The following is a 23,897-nucleotide window of genomic DNA, read 5'->3' as shown; positions in this document are numbered from 1 at the left end:
CTCAGTCGCCGGGCCGCGCCTCGTGGTGGCGGCGCCCGTGGGTGCGCCGGCTCTCCTTCATGCCCGCCTCGAACACGTGGCGGCGGCCGCCGGCGAGCTGCTCGCGGGCGCGGCGCTCCTGGTCGCGGACCACCGACCAGTACGTGTCGTCGTACTCCTCGACGATCTGGAAGCTCCAGCGGCCCTCGAGCAGGTCCCGACCGACGAGCACGTCGCTGATCTCGTCGGCGAGCTCGTCGTGCCCGGCCGCGCGGAAGGCGTCGGCGGCCTGGCCGATCGTGAGGTCGGCGGTGCCCGAGAGCTGGTGGAACGCGTAGAGGTGCCCGCGCGCCCGCTCCACGAACTCCATGCCCTCCGAGAGCTTGCCGAGGGCCTCGACGGTGCCCTCGTCGAGGTCGCCGCGGCGGTCGGGGCCGACGGCGTCCTCCCCGGTCTCGTGGCGGACGGAGCCGCCGTGGTCGTCGAGGGCGTCGGGAGCCGGGACGTCGGTCACGCGGCCGACTTCCCGACGGCTCACGCGCGGAAACGGGGGTGTGATCGGGTGTCCGTGCCTGGGCACGGGCAAGCGCGCACGAGACCGCAGGTCAAAGCACCTTCCCCGGGTTCAGGATCCCGTGGGGGTCGAGGGCGGCCTTGACCGCGCGCTGCATCGCCAGCACCTCGGGGCTCTGCTCCCGCCGGAGCCCCTCGCGCTTCAGCAGCCCGACGCCGTGCTCTCCGGTGACCGTGCCGCCGAGGGCGAGGGCGTCGGCGAGGATCTCCTCGAACGCCGACTGCGCGCGCGCCCGGGCCGGCTCGTCGCCGACCGGGGTGATGAGCAACGGGTGCAGGTTGCCGTCGCCGGCGTGGGCGATGTTGGCGATCGTGGTGTCCCACCGCCGCCCGATCTCCTGGATGCGGGCGAGCATCTCGGGCACCGCGGCGCGCGGCACGCAGACGTCCTCGGTGAGCACCGGGCCGAGGCGCTCGAGGGCGGGGTAGGCCAGGCGGCGCGCGGCGAACAGCGCGTCGGCCTCCTCGGCGTCGGCAGCCTGCGCGGCGAACCGGGCGTCGGCGGCCTCGAAGTGGCCCAGCATCGCGGCCGCCTCGGCCTCGCCCGCGGCGCCCGGCGCGTCGGAGCGCCCGAGCAGCAGCACGTCGCCCTCGTCGGCCAGGCCCATCTTCTTCCAGGCGTCGACGGCCTCGAGGCACGTGCGGTCGACCAGCTCCAGCGCCGACGGCGTGAGCCCCGCCGCGGTGATCGCGGCGACGGCGCGGCCGGCGTCGACGACGGAGTCGAAGTAGCCGGCGACGGTGTGCTCGGGCGCGCGGGCGGGGCGCAGCTTCACGGTGACCTCGGTGATCACCCCGAGCGTGCCCTCCGAGCCCACCATCAGCCCCGCGAGGTCGAGCCCGGCGACGCCCTTGGCGGTGCGCCGGCCCAGGCGCACCAGCTCGCCGAGCCCGTTGACGACCTGCATCCCCAGCACGTAGTCGCGGGTGACGCCGTACTTGACGCAGCACACCCCGCCGGCGTTGGTGGCGACGTTGCCGCCGATGGTCGACCAGGGCGAGCTCGCCGGGTCCGGCGGGTACCAGAGGCCCTGCTCGGCGCAGGCCGCGCGCAGGTCGTCGTTGACCACCCCGGGCTGCACGACCGCGAGCCGCTCGGTGCCGTCGATCTCGAGCACCGCGGTCATGTGCTCGGTGGACACCACCACCGAGCCCTCGGTGGCGTTCGCCCCGCCGGAGAGCCCGGTGCCCGCACCGCGGGGCACCAGCGGCGCGCCGTGGGCCAGGCACGCCAGGACGACGTCGCGGACCTCCTCGGCGGTGCGCGGGCGCACGACCGCCGCGGGCACCGCGTGCGGCGCCCACTCGGCGTCGTCGTGGGCGTAGCTCGCGAGGACGTCGGGGTCGTCGATGACCCGGCCCGCGGGCAGCGCGCCGTGCAGGGCGTCCACGACCGGGACCGGCGAGATGGTGGTCACGGGGCCTCCTCGGCGCTGTGCGGTCCGACGGCCCCACGGTAACGCCGCCCGCACCCGCCGCTCGCTCTCGTGAGCGCCCCGCCGTCAGCCGGCCGCGCCCACCAGCCAGTGCAGGAGCCAGAACGCCAGCGCCCCGACGGCGGCGGCCGCGGGGAGCGTGAGCACCCAGGCGATCGCGATGTTGCCCGCCACGTTCCACCGCACCGCCGAGAGCCGCCGGGTGGCGCCGACGCCGAGGATCGACGCGGTGATCGTCTGGGTGGTCGAGATCGGCGCGGAGAAGGCGAACGCGGTGGTGTAGAGCACCGCCGAGGCCGTGGTCTCGGCGGCGAACCCGCGCGGCGGGTCGAGGTCGATGATCCGCCGGCCGAGCGTGCGCATGATCCGCCACCCTCCCGAGTAGGTGCCGAGCGACAGCGCGCCGGCCGAGAGCAGCACGACCCACCACGGGACCTCGAAGCCCTGGTGGTAACCGCCGATCACCAGCGCCAGCACGATCACACCCATCGTCTTCTGTGCGTCCTGGAGGCCGTGCCCGAGCGCCATCGCGGCGGCGGACACGGTCTGCGCATGGCGGAAGCCGGTCGTGACCCGGCGGGGGCGCCCGTGGCGGAACACCCAGAGCACCGCGGTCATCAGCAGGCCGGCCAGCACGAACCCGACCACCGGCGAGAGGACCATCGGGATGATCACCTTGTCGACGACCCCGTCCCACTGCACCGTGCCCGCGGCCGCGAGCGCGGCCCCGACCAGGCCGCCGATCAGGGCGTGCGACGAGGACGAAGGCAACCCGAGCCGCCACGTCACGAGGTTCCAGGTGATCGCGCCGAGGATCGCGGCGAGCACCACCACCAGCCCGCCGATCCCCTGGGGTGGGTCGATGATGCCGCTGCCGACGGTGGCGGCGACCTCGGTGCCGAGGAACGCGCCGATCAGGTTCATCACCGCGGCCATGAGCAGCGCGGCCCGGGGGGTGAGGGCGCGGGTGGCGACGGAGGTCGCGATGGCGTTGGCGGCGTCGTGGAAGCCGTTGGTGTAGTCGAACACGAGCGCCGTGACCACGACGACGACGATCACGGCGAGCTCCACGTCAGGACTCCTTGACCGCGATGCTCTCGACGGTGTTGGCGACCGTCTCGAACGCGTCGGCGGCCTGCTCGAGGACCTCCACGACCTCCTTGAGCTTCAGCACGGTGAGGACGTCGGCGGGCGCCGCGTCCTCCGGCGGGGCGAGCAGCTCGCCGAGCAGCGCGCGGTAGACCGTGTCGGCCTCGTCCTCCAGCGTGTTGACGTGGATCCAGTACGACTCGAGCTGCTCCACCTTCTCCAGCTTCGGCATCGCCTCGACGGTGGCCGCAGCGGCGCGGCGCAGCACCTCGCACTGGGCGGCGATCCCGACGGGCAGCACCTCGAGCCGGTAGAGCACGATCCGGTCGGCGGCCTCCTCGACGGCGTCGAGCACGTCGTCGAGCGACGACGCCAGCCGGTAGATGTCCTCGCGGTCGAACGGGGTGACGAACGTCGAGTTCAGCTTGACCATGATCTCGTGGGTGACGGTGTCGCCGTCGTGCTCGGTGTCCTTGACCTTGGCGGCGAGGACGGGTCGTGCCGGCGCGTCCGCGGCCACGAGCTCGGAGAGCAGGTCGGCGGCGATCACGATGTTCTCGGCGGCCCGCGTGAACAGCGGATAGAAGCCGCGCTCGTGGGGCGTCAGGCGGAAGGCCACCGCGCGATGGTAGGCGGCGGCCTCTCGGGTGGTGGGGCCGCCGCCGACGTGGTGACCTGCACAGGGCGCCCGCGCGGCGCAGACTGGCGCGATGACCGACCAGCAGCGGGTGGCGGTGCTCCAGGAGCCCGAGCGCATGACCGTCGAGACCCGGCCGGTGCCGGCGCCGGGCCCCGGCGAGGTCCAGGTCGAGGTGCGGGCGGTGAGCGTCTGCGGTTCCGACGTCCACTACTACGACCACGGGCGCATCGGCGGCTTCGTCATGCACGCCCCGCTCGTGCTCGGGCACGAGACCTCGGGCGTGGTCAGCGCCGTGGGCGAGGGCGTCAAGGAGCCGGCCGTCGGGACGCGCGTGGCCGTCGAGCCGCAGCGCAACTGCGGTCGCTGCGAGCAGTGCGCCCGCGGGCGCTACCACCTCTGCCCGTGGATCGCGTTCTTCGCGACGCCGCCGGTCGACGGGTCGTTCGCGCAGTACGTCGTCGTGCCCGCGGGCCGCGCGCACCCGGTGCCCGACACGCTCTCCGACGACGCCGCGGCGATGATCGAGCCGCTGGCCGTCGCGGTGCACGCGGCGGGCAAGGCCGACATCGGGCCGGGCACGCGGGTGTTCGTCAGCGGCGGCGGGCCCGTCGGGCTGCTGTGTCTGCAGGTGGCGAAGGCGCGGGGCGCGGCGCGGGTCACGCTCTCGGATCCGGTGGCGCGGCGCCGGGAGAAGGCGCAGGAGTTCGGCGCCGACGCCGTCGTCGACCCGGCCCAGGAGGGCGAGGACGCGATCGGTCCCGCGGACGTGGTGCTGGAGTGCACCGGCGTGCAGGCCGCGGTCGACCTCGCGATCGCCGCGACCGCGCCGGCGGCGACGGTGGTGCTGGTGGGCACCGGCGCGCAGCTGACGCTGCCGCTGGACGTGGTGCAGTCCCGCGAGCTGGTGCTCAAGGGGACGTTCCGCTACGCCCACGTCTACCCGGCGGCGATCGCGCTGGCCGCGTCCGGGGCCGTGCGGCTCGACGCGATGGTCACCTCGCACCACGACCTCGACGGCGCGGAGGACGCGCTGCTCGCCGCGCGCCGCGACCCGGAGTCGATCAAGGCGGTCGTGCGTCCGGGCTGAGACGCGTTACTGGCTCGTATCCCTCGCTGAGCGAGGGATACGAGCCAGTAACCGTGCCAGTAGCCGTGCGGAGCGGGGCTCAGGCCGCCGCGGAGGACGCGATGTTGCTGACGACCTCGCCGGCCCGGCGGGCGATGCCGCGGACCTGGTCGCCCGGGCGCTGCTGCTCGGCGGCCTGCGCCGAGAGCACCACGATGGCGCCGGTGAGCACCGGGATCGCGTACTGCAGCGCGTGCAGCTGGCGGTTGGCGCTCGCGACGTCGGCCGGCAGCGACTCGGCCACCGAGCTGACGGTCTGGCCGACGCGCTTGTCGGCTTCGCGCACGGCCTCACCGGGGCCGCTGTCGCCGCCCTGCTTGGCGGTGCCCGAGGGCACCGGCGAGGTGGTCGACGACGAGACGCCGCCGGCGTTGTGGATCACCGCGTCCTCGACCTTCTTGCCGACGAGGCGGGTGTAGCCGGACGCGGCGAGCGCGGCGATCGTCAGGGCGAGCTTGGCGTTGACGGTGCCCGCGTGGCCCTTCTGCGCCACCGCGCGCTTGCGGTTCTCCGCCAGCAGCCCCGCGCCGCCGACGACGTGCGCGCCGATGGCCAGGAAGTTCACCGGGCTCCACTTGGCCCAGCCGATGCTGGACACGCGGTCGGCCGTCTGGCGGTCGCCGGACTCCTCGGCCGCGGCGTTGAGGCCCGCGAGGCCGAACAGCGAGCCACCGAACCAGGCGGCGAGACCGACGTCGTGCAGGGCGTGGAGGACGGTGTTGCGCGTGCTCATGGGGCTCCCTAACCGTTCGGGGACACAGGGGACCGTCGCGGAGGAGGTCCCGAGATCGGCGGGCGGCCGGGCACCGATGTGGCGGGCCGCCGCAGGAGGGCTGGTCGCTCAACCCGGTGCCCCGGGGCTATCCAGTGGGACGCCGATGCAACCGTGGCCTCTACAGCCCGTAGCCCTCCAGCAGGCGCAGCCAGACCTCGCTCATGGTCGGGAACGACGGGACGGCGTGCCAGAGCCGCTCGAGGGTCACCTCGCCGACCACCATCACCGTCGCCGCGTGGAGCATGTCGGTGACGTCCTGGCCGACGAGGGTGGCGCCGACGATCACGCGGCGCTCGCGGTCGACGACGATCGTCGCGAGGCCCGAGTAGCCGTCGGCCTGCAGCGAGCCGCCGGCGGTGTTGCCGATGTCGTAGCTGACCGCCTCGACGTCGAGCCCCGCGTCGCGGGCGGCCTGCTCGGTGAGCCCCACCGCCGCGACCTGCGGGTCGGTGAACACCACCTGGGTCACCGCGGTGCGCTCGGCGGTGGTGGCGGTCTTCGCGTAGCGCTCGCCGAGGCCCGCGGTCTCGCCCTTCGAGCGCGCGACGATGACGTCGGCGCACGCGCGGGCCTGGTACTTGCCCATGTGCGTGAGCTTGGCGCGGTCGGTGCAGTCGCCCACGGCGTAGAGCCAGTCGCCGTCGACGCTCGAGACGAGCGTCGTGTCGTCGACGGCGAGTACGTCGCCGTCGCGCATCCCGACGGTGTCCAGACCGAGGCCCGCGGTGCCGGGGCGGCGCCCGGCGGCGACGACGAGCTCGTCGGCGCCGACCTCGCTCCCGTCGTCCAGCGTGGCGTGGACGGTCGATCCGTCGCGGCGCACCGCGCGGATCGAGGTGCCGAGCCGCACGTCGACGCCGTCGTCGCGCAGCGAGGAGAGCACGCGCTCGCCGGCCGAGGGCTCGATGGTGGGCAGGAGGCGCTCGCCGTGCTGGACGAGGGTCACCGACGAGCCGAGGCGCTGCCAGGCCGTGGCGAGCTCGCAGCCGACCGCGCCGCCGCCCAGGATGATCATCGAGGCGGGGACCCGGCCGGCCGACGTGGCCTCGCGGTTGGTCCACGCGCCGACGTCGTCGATCCCGTCGACCGGCGGCATGGTCGGCACGCTGCCGGTGGCGACGACGACCGCGCGGGAGGCCGCGAGCGTGGTGGTGCTGCCGTCGGCGTGGTCCACCTCGACGCGGCGGTCGCCGGCGAGGCGCCCCCGGCCGCGCAGGAGCAGCGCGCCGGTGCTGTGGATCCAGTCCGCCTGCGAGGAGTCGTCGAAGCCGTGCACGAACTCGTCGCGCCGCGCGAGGACGGCGTCGACGTCGACGCGGTCCCCGACGATCTCGCGCACGCCGGGCATGCGCTCGGCGGCGGCGCGCAGCTCGACGGGGCGCAGCAGGGCCTTGCTGGGGATGCACGCCCAGTACGAGCACTCACCCCCGGCGCGCTCGGACTCCACGACGGCCACGCTCAGCCCGGCGCGGATGACGCGGTCGGCGACGTTCTCGCCCGCCGGCCCGGCGCCGAGGACGACGACGTCGATCTCCTGGGTGCTCATGCGGGTCAGCCTGCCCCCGTCGGCGGCGGGGGGAAACGCCCGCGTCGCCCCACACGTGCGTGATCTTCTGGGCTATAGCCCAGAAGATCACGCACGTGGGACGGTCAGCTGCCGGTCTTCGAGGTGAGCTGCGCCAGGAACTGGTGGCACTGGTGCGCACGCTCCGAGTCCTGGCTCATCACGGTGCGGAAGAAGTCGGCGACCTCGTTCAGGCCCGCGTTCTCGGCGTCGCGGACGTACTGGCCGTAGTCGTGTCCGGCCTTCAGCGCGTGGTACTGCACGGAGACGAGGTCGAAGGTGACGTCGTCGAATCCGGTCTCTCCGGTGGCCATGGCTGCCTCCACGGATGGTCGTGCGTGTCCTCCGGGCTGCTCGCTCAACTCGGGACACAGGCGTACCCGGTGCGAGGCGCACGCCACCGGTGCATCAGAAGTCTCTGGCCACCTCGTGCGGCATGCCCTTGGTGAGGCTGCGCAGCTGCACGCGCCGGAAGAACCGCAGGATCGGCCGGAACCCGAGTTGCACGCTGCCGATGACGAACAGCGTCACACCGACGTTGAACAGCTCGTGCCAGTAGAAGGCGATGCTGCCGACGGTGAAGAAGAGGAAGATCCCGATGTCGTTGAGGATGCTGAGCAGCTCGTAGCGCTGGCGCAGCACGATCTCCTCGTTGCCCAGCGAGATGGTGATGGAGTCGCCCTCGTGGCCGGCATCCGGGTCCTGCTGGTCCTCGGTGTCCTCGGCCTGGTTGCTCGTGTCCTGGCTCATCGTGCCCTCCCATCCCCCGCAGGTGGTGTCCCGCGGCGACCCTGCAAGTTGGGTGATACGGCGTCCCGTCAAACCCGACGACACGGACTCGTCCCTGCGTTTGCGGGGGGCCCTGCTCCGGTGCGACCGTGTGCGCGTCGGTTCACCCCACGCAGCCGGCGCCCCACCACCCGGACATCCCGGAGGCGCCTGCCGTGAGCCTGTCCCGCCGTGCGGCCGACCTCGTGCGCTCGTGGCCCCTGGTCCGCCAGCTGACCGGCCCCGACCCGCTGGGTCGCGGCGCCGCCGTCGAGTCCGCCCACTCCGACCAGTGGCGGGCGCGCACCGCCGACGCGGACACCGTGACCCGCTCGGTGTGCCCCTTCTGCGCCGTCGGCTGCGGCCAGCGGGTCTACGCGAAGGACGGGCGCGTCACCCACATCGAGGGCGACCCCGACTCGCCGATCAGCCGCGGCCGGCTCTGCCCGCGCGGCTCGTCGAGCCTGTCGCTGGTGACCTCGCCGTCACGCGTCACGAAGGTGCGCTACCGCCGCCCGGGCGGGACCGACTGGGAGGACCTCGACCTCGACACGGCGATGGACATGATCGCCGACCGGGTCGTCGACACCCGCGCCCGCACCTGGCAGGACACCGACGACGAGGGCCGCGTCCTCAACCGCACGCTCGGGCTCGCGCACCTCGGGGGCGCGACGCTGGACAACGAGGAGAACTACCTCCTCAAGAAGCTCTACACCGCGATCGGCGCCGTCCAGGTGGAGAACCAGGCGCGCATTTGACACAGCTCCACCGTCCCCGGTCTGGGGACCAGCTTCGGTCGCGGCGGCGCCACGAACACGCAGCAGGACATCGCGCAGGCCGACTGCGTGGTGCTCGAGGGCTCGAACATGGCCGAGGCGCACCCGGTCGGCTTCCAGTGGGTGATGGAGGCCAAGGCCCGCGGCGCGCAGATCATCCACGTCGACCCGCGGTTCACGCGCACCAGCGCGGTCGCCGACGCGCACGTCCCGATCCGGCCCGGCACGGACATCGCCTTCCTCGGCGGTCTGATCCGCTACGTGCTGGAGAACGAGCGGGACTTCCGCGAGTACGTCCTCGCCTACACCAACGCGCCGATGCTGGTGCGCGAGGACTTCGTCGACGCCGGTGACGACGACGGCCTGTTCTCGGGCTGGGACCCGGAGACGCGCTCGTACGACACGTCGACCTGGCAGTACGAGGGCGCCGAGGTCGCGGCGGCGTCGGGTCACCGCGACGACTGGTCGCGGGTGGCCGACACTCAGGAGACCCAGCGCATCGCCCACCTGCTCGGCCAGGCCGAGGGCGCCGGCTCCGGCGGGGCGACGTTCTCCGGCGAGCCGCACCGCGACGACACGCTGCAGCACCCGCGGTGCGTCTACCAGGTGCTGCGCCGCCACTTCGCCCGCTACACCCCGGAGATGGTGTCGCAGGTCTGCGGCATGAGCGCCGAGCAGTTCCGGCAGGTGGCCGAGGCGATCTGCGCCAACTCCGGGCGCGAGCGCACCACCATGTGGATCTACTCGGTGGGCTGGACGCAGCACACCGTGGGCGTCCAGTACATCCGCGCCGCGTCGATCCTCCAGGGCCTGCTCGGCAACATCGGGCGCCCGGGCGGCGGGATCATGGCGCTGCGCGGTCACGCCACCATCCAGGGCTCGACCGACATCCCGACGCTCTACGACCTGCTGCCCGGCTACATCCCCATGCCGAACGCGCACAAGGAGATGCACCTCGCCGAGTACCTGGCGGCGGACTCGGCCACCAAGGGCTTCTGGGGCAACATGCCCGCCTACGTGGTCAGCCTGCTCAAGGCGTGGTTCGGCGAGCACGCGACGCGGGAGAACGACTACGGCTTCGACTGGATGCCGCGCATCTCCGGCGACCACTCGACGTTCACCACCGTCCTCAACATGATCGACGGGCACTGCGAGGGCTACCTCGTCCTCGGCGAGAACCCCGCCGTCGGCACCACCAACTCCAAGCAGCAGCGCCAGGGCCTCGCCGCGCTGAAGTGGCTCGTGGTGCGCGACCTCCAGGAGATCGAGACGGCCACGTTCTGGAAGAACGGGCCCGAGATCGAGACCGGCGAGATGCGCACCGAGGACATCGACACCGAGGTCTTCCTGCTCCCGGCGGCCACGCACATCGAGAAGGCCGGCTCGTTCACCAACACCCAGCGGCTGCTGCAGTGGCGGCACAAGGCCGTCGAGCCGCCGGGCGACTGCCGCAGCGACCTGTGGTTCGTCTGGGAGCTGGGCCGCCGCATCCGCGCGAAGCTGGCGGACTCCGAGCTCGCCCGGGACATCCCGATCCGGAACCTGACCTGGGACTACCCCACCGAGGGCGTGCACGGCGACCCGGACGCCCACGAGGTCCTCAAGGAGATCAGCGGCGTCGACGAGCACGGGGACCCGGTGTCGGGCTACACGGCGCTCAAGGACGACGGGTCCACGGCGTGCGGGTGCTGGATCTACTCCGGGGTGTACGCCGACGGCATCAACCAGGCGGCGCGACGCAAGCCCGGGGGCGGCGAGAGCATCGCGGCGCTCGAGTGGGGCTGGGCGTGGCCGATGAATCGGCGCGTGCTCTACAACCGCGCCTCGGCCGACCCCGAGGGCCGGCCGTGGAGCGAGCGCAAGGCCTACGTCTGGTGGGACGAGGAGGCCGGGCGGTGGACGGGGCACGACGTCCCGGACTTCGAGCCCGACAAGCCGCCGTCGTACCGCCCGCCCGAGGGCGCCGAGGCGCAGGACGCGATCGCCGGGAACGAGCCGTTCATCATGCAGGCCGACGGCCGCGTGTGGCTCTACGTCCCGACGGGCCTGGCCGACGGGCCGATGCCGGTGCACTACGAGCCGGAGGAGGCCCCGACCCGCAACGCGCTGCACCCGGAGACGCGGTCCAACCCGGCCCGCCAGCGCTTCGAGCGGCCCGACAACCTCTACAACCCGTCGGACCACCAGCCGGGCTCGGAGGTCTTCCCGTACGCGTTCACGACGTTCCGCATCGCCGAGCACCACACCGCGGGCGGGATGAGCCGCTGGACGCCGTACCTCGCGGAGCTCGCGCCGGAGATGTTCGTCGAGGTCTCGCCGGCGCTGGCCGCCGAGCGCGGCCTGGAGCACACGGGGTGGGCCACGATCGTCACCGCGCGCAGCGCCATCGAGGCGCGGGTGGTGGTCACCGAGCGGATGAAGCCGCTGCGCATCGCCGGGGAGACCATCCACCAGGTGGGCCTGCCGTGGCACTGGGGGCCGAACGGGCTGGTCACCGGCGACGCGGCCAACGAGATCATCGGGATCTCGCTGGACCCGAACGTCCACATCATGGACACCAAGACCGGGACCTGCGACGTCGTCGCCGGGCGGCGCCCGCGCGGGGAGGACCTGCTGCGGTTCGTCGACGGCTACCGGCGGCGGGCGGGCCTGATCAGCTGAGGGTCACGCCTCACCCCACGCGCAGCTCGACCCGGCGGCTCTCCTCCAGCGTGGCGAGCGGCCGGGCCGGGCCGACGCCGACCACCCGCAGGCGGGCGGCCGGGACGCCCGCGGCCTCGAGGCGCCGCGCGATCCCGGCCGCGCGCTCCTCGGACAGGCGCACGCCGCGGCCGCCGCCGTCGCTGACCGGCGCGGAGTGGCCCTCGACGGTGACCGCCGGGCCGGGGCTCGCGCGGAGGGCGGCGGCGAGGCGCTCGACGGCGGCGGCGCCCTCGGCGGTGGGCTCGGTGGCGTCGGCGGCGAAGCGGACCGGGCTCGTGGCGGTGACGTCGTCGAGGGTCTGCTGGAGGACGGCGGGATCGGTGGCGGCGCCGGCGGCACCGGTGGGGGCCGCGGCGGGGCTCGGCGGGGGCGCCGCGGCGGCCGGGGGCGCCTCGCCGCCACCGGTCAGCGAGACCACGGCGGCGACCCCGCCGGCGAGCAGCAGTGCGAGCAGCGCGACGAGCGCGAGGAGCCGGCGACGTCCGCCGGTGCGGGAATGGCTCCCGCCGCCCGCGGGGCCCCGGCCGCCCCACCAGTGGGCCCCGCCGGCGCCGTCGGTGACACGCCCGCGGTGCAGTCCGCCGCCTCCGCCGGTCACGGCTGCGCCCACCTCCTCCGGGGTTCGACGCACTGTGCCCGTTCTGTCCCCGACTCGCCCGTGCCCGGACGAGAAGGGGCCGGACGGCGCCGCGGTCGTTGGGTCGAACGGCCTACGTGCGTGATCTTCTGAGCTATAGCTCAGAAGATCACGCACATGAGGGAGCATGGCCGCCCGTGGTGATCCCCAGCGCCGAGCCGGCCCTGCGCGTGCTGCGCCGCGACGACGTCCTCGCCGCGGCGGCCGACGTCGACCCGGTGGCCAGCGTCGAGGCGACCCTGCTGGCCCACGCCCGCGGGGCGACGACGCTGCCCGACGAGGCGTACCTGCCGTGGCACACGGCGTCCGGGGCCTTCGCGCGCAGCCTCGCCCTGCCCGGCGCGGTGTGGGGCGACCGGCCCGCCGTCGGCCTCAAGGTGATCAACTCGAGCCTCGACAACCCGGCGCGCGGGCTGCCGCGCGCGCAGGGGTGGACGTTCCTGTTCGACCCGGACACCGCCCGGCCCGTGGCCATGCTCGAGGCCGCGTGGATCTCGGCCACCCGGACCGCGGCGTACACGGTGCTCTCGGCGCGCCTGCTCGCGGCGCCGGGCGTCGACCGGATCGCGGTGCTCGGCTGCGGCGCGCTCGCCGAGTCGCACCTCGACCTGCTCGACGTCGAGCTCCCGGACGCCTCGGTGGTGGTGCACGACCTCGACCCCGCGCGCGCCCGGGCGCTGGCCGCCCGCCGGCGGGCCGAGGTGGCCGACGACCCGCGCACCGCCGTGGACGGCGCCGGCCTGGTCGTCTGCACCACGACGACCACCACCGGCTACCTCGCGCTGGACTGGCTGGCGCCGGGCGCGCTGGTCGCGCACGTCTCGCTCGACGACGTGCTGCCCGAGGTGGTCACGGGCGCCGACCTGGTGGTCGTCGACGACTGGGCGCTGGTCGCCGCCGACGACCGCCGGCTGCTCGGGCGGATGCTGCGCGAGGGCACGCTGGCGGCGCCGGGGGAGACGCGCCCGGGTGCGCGCACCGTCGACGCCACGCTCGCCGACGTCGTCGCCGGCGCGCACCCGGGGCGGGCGGCACCGACCGACGTGGTGCTCAGCAACCCGTTCGGCATGGGCGTGCTCGACGTCGCCCTCGCCGCCGCGGTGCACGACGTCGCCCTCGCCCGCGACCTGGGCACGGTGCTGGAGCCGTGAGGTGCGCTCCGCGCACGTGAGCACTTCTTGGTGCCGGAGCACCAAGAAGTGCTCACATGCCGTCAGGCACCCGTGCGCGGGGTGAGGCCGGCGGCGCGGATGCCGGCGACGACGGCCTCCTCGTCAGCGGTCGAGGCGTCGCCGCTCGCGCCCGCCGCGCCGAGCAGCGTCCCGGCGTCGTCGTGGATGAACACGCCGCCGGGCACCGAGAACACCTTGCCGCCCGAGAGCGCGGCGACCGAGGTGAAGAACTCCGCCGAGTCCGCGGCGCGCGCCGCGATCGCCCGGCTGTCCATCCCCAGCCCGAGCACGCCGTAGGCCTTCGCCGTCGCGACGTCCGGGCGCAGGAACCCCGACCCGTCCTCGCGCCCCAGCGCCACCAGCGCGCCACCGGGATCGAGCACGGCGACCGTGAGCGGCTTGAAGCCCTGGGCGCGGGCGTGGGCCAGCGCGGCGGACACGATGCTCTGCGCCTGCTCGAGGGAGATGCTCATGGCGGCCCCGTACCCGCGCCGGCCCCGCGCCTCACCCCGGGCACCGCTCGTGACGGCGCGGTCACCCACCGCTCGTCCGCGGTCACCGACGGCTCACCGTACCGAGCGCCGCAGGTCAGGACGGGCGTGAGCGTGGTCGACTAGGCTGAACGCACCCTCACGGAGGGAGGCGACGGCGATGGACGCGCGTCCCGATGCTCCGACACGTGATGCCGTGGACACCCCCGCGGCGGGCGTCCCCGCGATCCTCCCGGCCGTCCCGACTCGGGTGGCGTGATGGCCGACCTGACGATCGCGACCGCGCAGGACGGCGCCGACGTCGTGGTCAGCGTCGGCGGCGACCTCGACTACGACAGCCACGGGCGCCTCGAGCGCGCCGTCGACGACGTGCTCGACGCCGGGCCCGGCGGGCTCGTCCTCGACCTCACCGCCGTCACCTACTGCGACTCCTGCGGCCTGCGCGTGCTCCTCGGCGCCCACGGCCGCGCCGAGGAGGTGGGCGCGACGTTCGCGCTGCGCGGCGCGCAGGGCCAGCCCGCCCGTGCGCTGCGGCTCACGGGCCTGGACGAGGTCTTCGGCTAGACGGCCCGGGGTGGGGCGCGCGGCCCGGCGGGGTGCCGTCCCGCCGCGCCGCCGAGAGGCCCGACGCGTCGGTGCGGTTGCGCCGGACGGCGGCGGCGAGCGCGAGAGCGACGACGAGGGCGACGACGCACCACGCCACCGCGCACAGCACGAGGATCCACAGCACGGACACCTCGCCCCCCGTTCCCGCTCCCGTCGCGGTCGGTGATGTCGGGTTCGCCGTCGTCCGCCGACGGTCCCGACTCGCGGGCCGGCGCGGGGACATCGGTGTCGAACGGATACGGGAACGATGTGTTCCCGTGAGCAACCCCGGCGCTCCTGACGATTTCGGGGCGTCACCGCCTGCCTCCGATCAAGAGCGGCGAGTAGTAGTCGTGCGCAATTCCGACAGAATCGTTCGGCCGCCTGGTCCAACACGTTCCTGACATTGACCTCTGCGCGACGCACTGTCGTGACGCGGGGCGGTAGCAGCGTGTATCAATTTCTTCTGTTCCTTCGCTCTCCGGTGCACGGAGGGGACGTGCGGGAGCGATCGGAGGGGGCGGGGAACCAGGTGCTCATCGGGGTCGTCGGTTACGGGTACTGGGGTTCGAAGCACGTGCGCGTCCTCGCCGGGCTCCCCGACGTCGACGTCGTGGTGGTCGAGGCCGACCCCGGGCGCCTCGCGGAGGCACGCCGGGCGCACGGCGCGATCAGCACCACGACCTCCCTCGACGCCGTGCTGCCGGACCTGGACGCCGTGGTGGTGGCGACGCCCCCGAGCTCCCACGCCGCGCTCGCCCTGCGGGTCATCGCGGCGGGCAAGGGCGTGCTCGTGGAGAAGCCGCTGGCGACGTCGGTGGCCGACGCCGAGGCCATGGTGGCGCTCGCGGCCGAGCGCGGCGTCTGCCTGATGGCCGGGCACACCTTCGAGTACAACCCGGCGGTCTGGAAGCTCAAGGAACTGGTGACCTCCGGGGAGCTCGGCCGGATCCTCTACATCGACACCGCGCGACTCGATCTCGGGCGGTACCAGAACGACTGCAACGTGATCTGGGATCTCGCGCCGCACGACATCTCGATCGTCTCGTACCTGCTCGACGAACTGCCCGACACCACGTCGGTGTGGGCCCGTCGACACGTCGGTCTGCGCCATTCCGACGTCGCCTATGTGCAGATGACATTCGCGCGCAACGAGGTCGACGCGTACGTCCACGTGAGCTGGCTCGACCCGTGCAAGGTGCGGCGGGTCACCGTGGTCGGCGAACGCAAGATGGCGGTCTACAACGATCTCTCCGACAACGAGCGCGTCCGCGTGTACGACATCGGGGTCGACGCCCTCGACAGCGACGACGTCCACGCCATGCCGGTCTCGTACCGCAACGGCGACATCGTGTCGCCCTACGTGCAATTCGCCGAGCCCCTCCTCGTGCAGAACACCCACTTCGTGGAGTGCCTCCGGAGCGGCCTCCCGCCGGCGACGCCGGGCGAGCGAGGGCTCGACATCGTCCGGGTGCTCGCCGCGACCGACGCCGCGGCGCGGATCCGCACCGAGGTCGCCCTCGAGACCCTGGGCCCGGCGTCGTGACCGCCCTCGGGACCGTGCCCGACCACGACGACCCGGCGCCGATCCCGCTGCTCGATCTCCGGGGTGTCCACGCCGGCGCCCGGGCGGACCTCGACGCGGTGTGGTCGACGGTGCTCGCCCACGGCCGGTACGTCGGCGGGCCGGAGCTCGACGAGTTCGAGGACCGGTTCGCGGCCTACTGCGAGGCCCGCGCGTGCGTGGGCGTGGGCAACGGCACCGACGCCCTCGAGCTGGTCCTGCGCGCCATCGGGGTGGGGGCCGGTGACGAGGTGGTGGTCCCCGCCAACACGTTCGCGGCCACCGCCGAGGCCGTGTGCGCGGTCGGGGGGACGCCCCGCTTCGTCGACGTCTCGCCCGACACCCTGCTCGTCGATCCCGCCGCGGTGGCCGCGGAGGTCGGCCCGCGGACCGCCGCCGTGGTGGCGGTGCACCTGTTCGGGCAGATGGCCGACGTCGACGCCCTCGGCCGGCTGGCCGCCCGCGAGGGGCTCGCCCTGGTGGAGGACGCCGCCCAGGCGCACGGGGCGCGGTTCGCGGGCCGGCGCGCCGGCGGCGCCGGCCTGGCGGCCGCGTTCAGCTTCTACCCGGGCAAGAACCTGGGCGCCCTCGGTGACGGCGGCGCGGTGGTCAGCGACGACGTCGGCCTGGTCGAGCGCGTCCGGCGCCTCGCCGACCACGGCCGGTCGGCCGGCGACCGGCACCGCCACGAGGTGGCCGGGCGCAACAGCCGGCTCGACACGCTGCAGGCCGGCGTCCTGTCCGCCCGGTTGCGCACCCTCGACGCCGAGAACGCGGCCCGGGCCCGCGTCGTCGACCGCTACCGCGAGCGCCTCCCCGACGGCTTCCGGCTGGTCGGGGCCGACCCGAGGGCGGAGTGCGTCCACCACCTCGCGGTGGTCGAGACCGACGACCGCGACCGCGCGACGGCGGCGCTGTCCGCGGCCCGGATCGGGTGGGGCATCCACTACCCGGTGCCCTGCCACCGGCAGCCGGCGTTCGCCGCGCCGGGCCTGCGGCGCCCGGTCCTGCCCGTGTCCGAACGGGCGGCCGACCGAATCCTCTCCCTCCCCTGCTCGCCGACCACCACCGACGCCGAGGTGGACCGGGTGGCGGCCGTCCTGCGCGAGGTCGTGCGGTGACCGGCGAGCGGACCCGATGCCCGGCGGCGGGCGGCGCGCGCCCCGGGGACGACCGACGGAGTGACCCGTGACCGACTCCCAGGACGACCCGACCGCGGCGACCACGACCGCGCCGCGCCCCTCGGCGGGCAACGGCGTCGAGCCCCCGCCGGCCCGCGCCCCCCGCACGGACGACCCCGACGACCCGTTCCGCCCGCTGCGGCTGAGCCGGCGCCGGCTCGTCCGCCTCGGGGGGCTCGCGCTGGCCCTCGTGCTGCTCGGCGCCCTCGCCGGGTTCGGCGCGGCGTTCCTGTGGCCCTCCCAGTACGGCGGGCGCGCCTCGGTGCTCTACATCATCAGCCAGGAGCAGCCCACCGGCTTCCTGCGCGAGGACCGCAACCTCACCACCCAGGCCCTGCTCGTCCGCAGCACCGCCGTGCTCGGGCCGGTCGGCCAGCAGTACGGGCTGAGCCCCGACGCGCTCGCCGACAAGGTCACCGTGACGGTGCCCGACGGCAGCGAGCTGATCGTCGTCGACGTCCGCGACGCCTCCCCGGAGCTCGCGGTCCGGGTCGCCGACGCGGTCGTCCGGCAGTACCTCCAGGTCAGCAGCACCGCCCAGCCGTCGGCCGACCAGATGACCTACCTGCGGGCCCAGCTCGCCGACGCGCAGAACCGCGTGCAGCAGCTGCGGATCGAGGGCACCGCGCCGGCGCTCGCGGAACTGCCCGCGGCCGCCGACCGCGCCGGCGGCCTGAACGCCCAGCTCGACGTCCTCATGCTCGCCCAGGTGTCCCGCCCGCAGGCGCAGTACGTCGAGCCGGCGCACCCGGTCGGGCAGGTGAGCCCGCGGCCCGGCTTCGGCGCGGCGACCGGGGCCGTGGTCGGCCTCCTCGTGGCGATCGTGGTGGTCTCGCTCGTGGCCCGGCGATGGCACCGCTCCGCACGGGAATGGTGACCCCGGTCGTCCCGCTACCGGCGGGGCCGGGCCCGACGGCCGCCCGCGGCTCGCTCGTCGTGGCGGGCTGGACGGTGGTCAGCCGGGCGACCGGTCTGCTGCGCGTCGTCGCGGTGGGCGCGGCCTTCGGGCCGACGTGGTTCGCCAACGCCTTCCAGGCCACCAACCAGGTCCCCAACCTCACATACGAGGTCATGGCCGGGCCGGTGCTGGCGCTGGTGATCGTGCCCGCCGTCGTCCAGGGCACGGTGGCCGGACGGCCCGACGGCGCGCCCCGGCTGCTCGGCGGGGTGACCGGTCTGCTGCTCACGGCGTCCGGGGCGCTCGCGGTCCTCCTGGTGCTGGCCTCGCCGCTCGCCGCCCGCGCCCTCACCGTGGGGGTGGACGACGACGACCGGGTCCGGGCGTTCCGGGTCACCGTGCTCCTGCTGGTCTGCGTCGCGCCGCAGGTGGTGCTCTACACGCTGGCCTACCTCGGCGCCGCCGCGCAGCAGGCGCGGCACCGGTTCGCCGTCGCCGCCGCGGCGCCGGCCGTCGAGAACCTCGTGCTCACCGCCGTCGTGGTGGGCACGGCCGTGGCGTGGGGTACCGGGGGCGAGGTGGGGTCGTTCCCGACCGAGCTGGTGGTCGTGCTCGGGCTGGGCAGCACGTTCGCCGTCGCGGTGCACGCCGCGATCCAGGTCGCGGGGGCGGCGTGGGCCGGCGTGCCGCTGCGCCCGGCGCGCTGGCGCGGCGACGCGCTGGCCCGGGCCGTCGGCGACCGGCTCCGGCGCTCGGTGCGGGTCGCCGCGCTCCCGGCGGCCGGGGTGTTCATGCTGATCGCGGTGGCCGCCACCGTCCCCGGCGGGGTGACGGTCTTCTGGCTGGCCTACACCCTCGGCGCGGTCCCGACGGCGCTCGGCGCGCGGGCCGTCGCGACCGCGGTCCTGCCCGACCTCGCCCGGACCGCGGACGGGGACCGGCGCGCGTTCGCGGTCGCGTGGCGTCGTGCGCTGGGCTACTCCAGCTTCGTCAGCGTCCCGGCCCTGCTGCTCCTCGTGGTGTTCGCGACCCCGATCGCCGCCGTGCTCGCGGTCGGCGAGATGCGCTCGCCCGCGGTCGTCGCCCAGCTCGCCGCGTGCATCGCGCTCATCGGGGTGTCGCAGGTGTTCGGGGCGGCCTACGAGATGGGCCGGCAGGCGCTGTTCGCCCGGCTCGACCTCCGCGGGGCCCGGCGCGCCACCGACCTCGGGCTCGTCGCGACGCTCGCGGTCGGCCTGGCCGCGCTGGCGGCCCCGCCGGCGGCGCGGCCGGCGGTGCTGTGCCTGGCGGTGATCGCGCGCGACGCGACCGCGACGGCCGTCGTCCTGCGCCGGCTCCGGCGCGGGATCCGTCCGGAGCGCCTGGTCGACCGGCGCCGTCTCGCGGTCGTCCTGCTCGCGGGGGCGGCCACCGCCCCGGCGCTCGTGGCCGGGCACCTGCTCGTCGACGCCGTCCCCCCGGGCGGCCCGGGCGCCGTCGCGGTGCTGGCCGCGGCGGGGGTCGGGGTCGTGGCCCTCTTCGTCGGCGCGCTCCGCGGGGGCCTGCGCGTCGCCGGGCGGCACGAGGCGGTGGCCCCGTGGTGACCGCGGTCGGCGCCCGCCGGCCGTCGGCGCAGGCAGTGCGGCCGGTCGCGGCCGTCGGGGCGGCGGTCGCGGTGGCCCTGGCCGCGGTGGCCGTGCGACCCGCTCCGGGCGTGGCCCTCGGCGTCCTCGTCGGGCTCGGGGCCCTCGCCGTCGTCGCGCTCGCCGCGCGCGTCCCCGTCGCCGGGACCTGCCTCTACGTGGGCACGCTGCCGTTCCTCGCCGGCATCGGGCGCGACACCCTCGTGCCGCTCCTGCGGCCCCACGAGGCCCTCCTGGTGCTCGTGGTGCTCGGCGGCGTGGCGGGGTGGTGGTGGCGCTGGGTGCGGTATGCGACGCCGCTGCGCCCGGTGCGCCACCCCGTCGACGGGCCGTTGCTCGCCTTCGTCGTCCTGGCCACGGTGTGGCCCGTCGCCTCGCTGATGCTGCGAGGCGGGACGCCGTCGGCGGCCGACCTCGCCGAGGCCCTCCCGGTGGCGAAGCTGGCCGTGCTGTACGTGCTCGTCCGCGCGACGGTCCGGACCGACGGGCAGGTCCTGCGGATCGTGCGGCTCGTGGTCTGGCCCGCCGTCGTGGTCGCCGTCGTGGCCGTGCTCCAGACGCTGCAGGTCGGCCCGGTGCTGACCGTGCTGCAGCTCCTCTGGGCTTCGCAGGACTCGCCGGCCGACCTCCAGGAGCGGGGCACGACGACGCTCGGCTCGCCCCTGGCCACCGGGGACGTCCTCGTCGTCGCCGCGGTGGTCCTCGTCAGCTGCGCGGCGCGCGGCCTCCTCGGGCGCCGGGAGGCGGTGATCGCCGGCGTCCCGATCGCGGCCGGCATCCTCGCCACCGGCCAGGTGTCGACGTGGCTGTCCGCGTGTGTCGCGGCGGCCTTCCTGCTGGTCGCCCTCCCGGACCTGCGGCGGCGCGCGCTGCGCTCCCTCCTGCCGGTCCTGCTGATCGCCCTGGCCGCCGGGGCGCCGGCGCTCGCGGGGCGGTTCCGGGAGACCAGCGGGCTCGGGATCCCGGTGAGCTGGCTGACCCGGTGGGACAACCTCACGCACTTCTACCTGCCGGCCCTCGGCGACTTCGGCTTCCTGCTGGGGGTCCGTCCCGCCTCGGTGCTGCCGGCGCCGGAGACCTGGCGCGACGTCGTGTACCTCGAGTCGGGGTACCTCGAGCTGCTGTGGGTGGGCGGCCTGCCCCTGCTGCTCGGCTTCGCGTGGCTCACGGTCGCGGTGCTGCGGACCGCGCGGGCGGCCGCCGCGCGGACGGGGCCGCGGGCGGCGGTCGGCGCCGCGCTGCGCGTCTGCTGGTGGACGATCGTCGTCGTCTCGGTGCTCGACGCGCACCTCACGCTGCGCGGCGGGGGCGACCTGCTGTTCGTGCTGCTGGCGCTGGCCGTGGGCGTCACGGCCACGCCGTCGCACCCGGTGCGGCGCGGCGGCGGCCCGCCCACCGCGCCCACGCCGGCGCCCGCCCGCCGGGACCCGGCGCCGGCGGGGACGCCGGCGATCGGCGCGGCCCGGCGGACCACCGACGTGGTCGTCGCCCTCCTCGGCCTCGCGCTGCTGGGCCTGCCGATGCTGGTCCTCGGGGCCGCGGTCCGTGCGTCGAGCCCCGGCCCCGCCCTGCTGCGGCAGCGCCGCGTGGGGCTGCACCGGCAGACGTTCGTGCTGTTCAAGTTCCGCACGATGCGGATCGGGGACGACTCCGACGAGGCGCTGCGGGCGCTGATCGCTGCAGAGCTGCAGGGGGAGGACACCCTCGTCGAGGGCAGCACGAAGCTGTACGCGGACACGCGCGTCACCCGCCTCGGCGCCTGGTTGCGGCGCACGAGCCTCGACGAGCTGCCCCAGCTGCTCAACGTCCTGCGCGGGGAGATGACGCTCGTCGGTCCCCGGCCGTGCCTCGAGTGGGAGGCGCCGATGTTCCCGAGCGAGTACGCCGCGCGGTTCTCGGTGCTCCCCGGGCTGACCGGACTCTGGCAGGTCTCGGGGCGCAGCGGCACGGGGACGCTGGACATGCTGCGCCTCGACCTGGACTACGTCCGCGGGCGCGGCCTGCGCCAGGACCTCGCCATCGTCCTGCGCACGCTGCCCGTCCTGCTCCGCGGTGACGGTGCCCGGTGACCGCGCGACCGGCGTCCCGGTCCGGGCGGGCGCACCGGATCCTGGCGGTGGACCCCTGCACCGACCGGCGGTGGGAGCGGTTCGCGACCGGTGCCACGGGCTCGCTGTTCACGTCGCCGCCGTGGCTGCGCGCGGTGTGCCGGACCTACGGCTTCGCCGCCCGCGCGCGGCTCGCGGTGTCGGCGGAGGGAGCGCTGTGCGGTGGGCTGGCCTGGGTGCCGGTGGACGACCTGCGCGGGCGGCGCCGGGTGAGCCTGCCGTTCTCCGACCGCGCCGACCCGGCCGGCGAGCCCGCCGTGGTGGCCGCGCTGCTGGACGACGGCGCGGCCGGCACCCCCTGGACCCTGCGCGCCCTGGAGCCCACGCCGCTCACGGCCGTGCCCGGCGTGGTGGAGACCGGGCGGGCCGCGTGGCACGCCACCCCGCTCGACGGCGACCTCGCCGACCTGCGCGCCCGCCTGCACCACCAGCCCCGGCGCAACGTGGCCGTCGCCGCCCGCCGCGGGGTGCGGGTCCGCCGGGCGCCGGGGGTCGCGGGCGCCCGCGCGGTCCACGCCCTGCACGTGCGGCGCCGCAAGGAGCGCTACCGGCTGCTCGCCCCGCCCGCCCGGCTGTTCGAGGAGATCGTCACGGCGTTCGGCGACGACACGGTGGTCGCGCTGCTCGCGGAGGTCGACGGCGAGGTCGTCGCGGGCGCGCTGTTCCTGGAGTGGGACGGGGTCCTCTACTACAAGTTCGGCGCGTCCCGGGCCGAGGCGCTGGCGCTGCGTCCCAACGACGCCCTGTTCTGGGCCGGGATCGCGCACGGGGTGGGCCGCGGCCTCCGGGCGCTCGACTGGGGCGTCAGCGACCTCGACCAGCCGGGTCTCGTGGCCTACAAGGACCGCTGGGCCACGCACCGGCGCACGGTGGTCACCGCGCGCACCGGGCCACCGGTCCCGTCGACCGGGGTCGACGCCCTGCTCACGTCCGTGACGGCGTGGCTGACCGAGCCGGGCGTGCCCGACACGGTCACCGCCCGCGCCGGTTCCGAGCTCTACCGCTACTTCTGCTGAGGACGGTCCCCGTGTCCCCGTCGCGCCCCGCGCAGCCGCTCGCTGACCCTCGCGAGCCCGCGGCGTCCCCGCTCCGAGTTCCGCAGCGCGTCGTAGGCGACGCGCACCGGTGCCGCGAGGCGCTCGACGGCCGGGGGGTACGCGTGGGGTCGGCCCCCGAAGGACAGCTTGGCGCGGTCGGCGCTCGGCCAGCCCTCGTCGTCGGTCCGGCCGGCCTGGAGGTCACGCAGCATCTGCGGGTCGATGCCGCCGAAGTCGAACCAGGGGTGGCCCTCGCGCCGGGCCCACCGGATGGCCTCCCACCGCATCGCGCCCGGGACGCTCAGCTTGCTCCAGGGCCCCGAGCGGTCGAACCCGCCCAGGCGGCCCTTGACGACGCCCCCGCACACGGTGAGCAGGTCGGCGGCGACGGGGCGCCCGTCCACCTCGCCGACGAACAGGACGGCGTGTCCGCCGGGCGCGAGCTCGCGGTGGAACGCCTCGACGTAGTGGCGGGGCAGGGGCTGGTAGCCCTGGTGGCGGGCGGTGTGGGCCATCAGCTCGGCGAGCAGGGCGACGTCCTCGGCGCCGCCGCGCCGCACCGCCACCCCGCGGTCCGCCCACTTCCCGGTCCAGTACCGCAGCCGGCGTCCCAGCCCCGCGCGCAGCTCGTCCTCGCCGACGCGCAGGTCCAGGCGCAGCGTGCCGGCCGGCGCCACCCCGGCCTCGGAGGTGCGGAACCCGCGCGCGAGCAGGGCGGCGCTCACGTCCTCGGCACCGTCGGGCGGCGCCACGAACAACGGCCGCAGCGGGCCGGACCAGCGGTGCAGCGCGTCGGCCAGGCGGGCGACGACCGCGTCCCGGTCGGCGACGTCGTCCGCGACCACCGGCCCCGACGGCAGGTAGGCCAGGTGCGCCGGACCGGCGACGCCCCGGAGCAGGATCTGGGCGCCCGCGACGAGCCGTCCCCGGTCGCGCACGAGGACGTGGGTGGACGTGTAGCCGACGACGGCCCGCACGCGGGTCCAGGCCGAGAGCTGGTTGACGTCGGTGCCCGCGGTGCCGGCCACGAGGGCGTCCCACTCGCGCAGGGTCGCCGCGTCGGGGGCGCGGACGACCCCTACCTGCGCCCCCCGGCCGTCCGCCGCGCGGTCCTCCGCAGCCATGAGGGCAGCGTGGCAGGACGGGAGCGCGCTGTCGCCGGGTCGTCCGGCC

At 75.3% G+C, this 23,897-nt stretch carries 21 protein-coding genes; 10 read left to right on the top strand and 11 right to left on the bottom strand.

Annotated elements, in window-relative coordinates; genetic code table 11:
• Position 1: 1 nt before the first annotated feature.
• From ACQPX6_RS20605 to ACQPX6_RS20590, 4 genes are all read right to left on the bottom strand, one after another.
• Complete coding sequence (locus ACQPX6_RS20605; protein WP_433782293.1) at positions 2-493, bottom strand: hypothetical protein; 492 nt, start codon at positions 491-493, stop codon at positions 2-4.
• 91 nt (positions 494-584) lie between these two features.
• Complete coding sequence (locus ACQPX6_RS20600; RefSeq protein ID WP_433788312.1) at positions 585-1,961, bottom strand: FAD-binding oxidoreductase; 1,377 nt, start codon at positions 1,959-1,961, stop codon at positions 585-587.
• A 93-nt stretch (positions 1,962-2,054) separates the two neighbouring features.
• A complete protein-coding gene (locus tag ACQPX6_RS20595) occupies positions 2,055-3,059 on the bottom strand; it encodes an anion permease (protein WP_433782292.1) in 1,005 nt (334 codons plus the stop codon).
• A 1-nt stretch (position 3,060) separates the two neighbouring features.
• Entirely contained in the window at positions 3,061-3,696 is a 636-nt protein-coding gene (locus tag ACQPX6_RS20590) for a DUF47 domain-containing protein (protein ID WP_433782291.1), read from the bottom strand.
• Positions 3,697-3,787: 91 nt separating this feature from the next.
• On the opposite strand from ACQPX6_RS20590, the gene ACQPX6_RS20585 reads away from it, so the two are divergent.
• Positions 3,788-4,804 carry an NAD(P)-dependent alcohol dehydrogenase gene (locus ACQPX6_RS20585; protein WP_433782290.1) on the top strand — a complete coding sequence of 339 codons (1,017 nt, stop codon included), beginning with the start codon at positions 3,788-3,790 and terminating at the stop codon, positions 4,802-4,804.
• A 79-nt stretch (positions 4,805-4,883) separates the two neighbouring features.
• Here the strand turns inward: ACQPX6_RS20585 and ACQPX6_RS20580 are convergent, their stop codons facing one another.
• From ACQPX6_RS20580 to ACQPX6_RS20565, 4 genes are all read right to left on the bottom strand, one after another.
• A complete protein-coding gene (locus tag ACQPX6_RS20580; RefSeq protein ID WP_433782289.1) occupies positions 4,884-5,576 on the bottom strand; it encodes a hypothetical protein in 693 nt (230 codons plus the stop codon).
• A 160-nt stretch (positions 5,577-5,736) separates the two neighbouring features.
• Positions 5,737-7,164, bottom strand: coding sequence for a dihydrolipoyl dehydrogenase family protein (locus ACQPX6_RS20575; protein WP_433782288.1), 1,428 nt, complete (start codon positions 7,162-7,164; stop codon positions 5,737-5,739).
• 104 nt (positions 7,165-7,268) lie between these two features.
• Entirely contained in the window at positions 7,269-7,496 is a 228-nt protein-coding gene (locus ACQPX6_RS20570; RefSeq protein WP_433782287.1) for an acyl carrier protein, read from the bottom strand.
• Between the two features lie 94 nt (positions 7,497-7,590).
• Complete coding sequence (locus ACQPX6_RS20565; RefSeq protein ID WP_433782286.1) at positions 7,591-7,932, bottom strand: YrhK family protein; 342 nt, start codon at positions 7,930-7,932, stop codon at positions 7,591-7,593.
• Between the two features lie 200 nt (positions 7,933-8,132).
• Between ACQPX6_RS20565 and fdh the strand changes: the two genes are divergently transcribed.
• Complete coding sequence (gene fdh, locus ACQPX6_RS20560; RefSeq protein ID WP_433788311.1) at positions 8,133-11,387, top strand: formate dehydrogenase; 3,255 nt, start codon at positions 8,133-8,135, stop codon at positions 11,385-11,387.
• A gap of 10 nt (positions 11,388-11,397) precedes the next feature.
• On the opposite strand, the gene ACQPX6_RS20555 is transcribed toward fdh, so the two are convergent.
• A complete protein-coding gene (locus ACQPX6_RS20555; protein ID WP_433782285.1) occupies positions 11,398-12,027 on the bottom strand; it encodes an OmpA family protein in 630 nt (209 codons plus the stop codon).
• A 176-nt stretch (positions 12,028-12,203) separates the two neighbouring features.
• Between ACQPX6_RS20555 and ACQPX6_RS20550 the strand changes: the two genes are divergently transcribed.
• Complete coding sequence (locus ACQPX6_RS20550; protein WP_433782284.1) at positions 12,204-13,217, top strand: ornithine cyclodeaminase family protein; 1,014 nt, start codon at positions 12,204-12,206, stop codon at positions 13,215-13,217.
• Between the two features lie 62 nt (positions 13,218-13,279).
• Here ACQPX6_RS20550 and ACQPX6_RS20545 read toward each other — a convergent pair whose 3' ends face one another.
• Positions 13,280-13,711, bottom strand: a complete 432-nt coding sequence (locus tag ACQPX6_RS20545) for a GlcG/HbpS family heme-binding protein (RefSeq protein WP_433782283.1) — start codon at positions 13,709-13,711, stop codon at positions 13,280-13,282.
• Between the two features lie 276 nt (positions 13,712-13,987).
• Here ACQPX6_RS20545 and ACQPX6_RS20540 point away from each other — a divergent pair, with 276 nt between their 5' ends.
• From ACQPX6_RS20540 to ACQPX6_RS20510, 7 genes are all read left to right on the top strand, one after another.
• Positions 13,988-14,293, top strand: coding sequence for an STAS domain-containing protein (locus tag ACQPX6_RS20540; RefSeq protein WP_433782282.1), 306 nt, complete (start codon positions 13,988-13,990; stop codon positions 14,291-14,293).
• A 520-nt stretch (positions 14,294-14,813) separates the two neighbouring features.
• On the top strand, positions 14,814-15,860 hold the full coding sequence (locus tag ACQPX6_RS20535; protein WP_433782281.1) for a Gfo/Idh/MocA family protein: 1,047 nt from the start codon (positions 14,814-14,816) through the stop codon (positions 15,858-15,860).
• Positions 15,857-16,999 carry a DegT/DnrJ/EryC1/StrS family aminotransferase gene (locus ACQPX6_RS20530; RefSeq protein WP_433782280.1) on the top strand — a complete coding sequence of 381 codons (1,143 nt, stop codon included), beginning with the start codon at positions 15,857-15,859 and terminating at the stop codon, positions 16,997-16,999. Before ACQPX6_RS20535 ends, ACQPX6_RS20530 begins: the two co-directional genes overlap by 4 nt.
• A gap of 67 nt (positions 17,000-17,066) precedes the next feature.
• The gene (locus ACQPX6_RS20525; protein WP_433782279.1) at positions 17,067-17,936 is read left to right on the top strand and encodes a hypothetical protein; all 870 of its coding nucleotides are present in this window, start codon (positions 17,067-17,069) and stop codon (positions 17,934-17,936) included.
• Positions 17,930-19,540 carry a lipid II flippase MurJ gene (locus tag ACQPX6_RS20520; protein WP_433782278.1) on the top strand — a complete coding sequence of 537 codons (1,611 nt, stop codon included), beginning with the start codon at positions 17,930-17,932 and terminating at the stop codon, positions 19,538-19,540. The genes ACQPX6_RS20525 and ACQPX6_RS20520 overlap by 7 nt, the downstream gene beginning before the upstream one ends.
• Positions 19,534-21,648: a sugar transferase gene (locus tag ACQPX6_RS20515; protein WP_433782277.1), complete on the top strand. Its 2,115-nt coding sequence runs from the start codon at positions 19,534-19,536 to the stop codon at positions 21,646-21,648. The genes ACQPX6_RS20520 and ACQPX6_RS20515 overlap by 7 nt, the downstream gene beginning before the upstream one ends.
• A complete protein-coding gene (locus ACQPX6_RS20510) occupies positions 21,645-22,703 on the top strand; it encodes a GNAT family N-acetyltransferase (protein ID WP_433782276.1) in 1,059 nt (352 codons plus the stop codon). Before ACQPX6_RS20515 ends, ACQPX6_RS20510 begins: the two co-directional genes overlap by 4 nt.
• On the opposite strand, the gene ACQPX6_RS20505 is transcribed toward ACQPX6_RS20510, so the two are convergent.
• Positions 22,691-23,848 (bottom strand): lipid II:glycine glycyltransferase FemX, encoded by a 1,158-nt coding sequence (locus ACQPX6_RS20505; protein WP_433782275.1) that lies wholly within the window; start codon positions 23,846-23,848, stop codon positions 22,691-22,693. The two genes, ACQPX6_RS20510 and ACQPX6_RS20505, sit on opposite strands and share 13 nt — an antisense overlap.
• Positions 23,849-23,897 lie beyond the last annotated feature (49 nt).

It is taken from the genome of Actinomycetospora sp. CA-101289 (assembly GCF_050955895.1).
Lineage (GTDB): Bacteria > Actinomycetota > Actinomycetes > Mycobacteriales > Pseudonocardiaceae > Actinomycetospora.
This window is presented reverse-complemented; position numbering and strand designations above follow the sequence as displayed.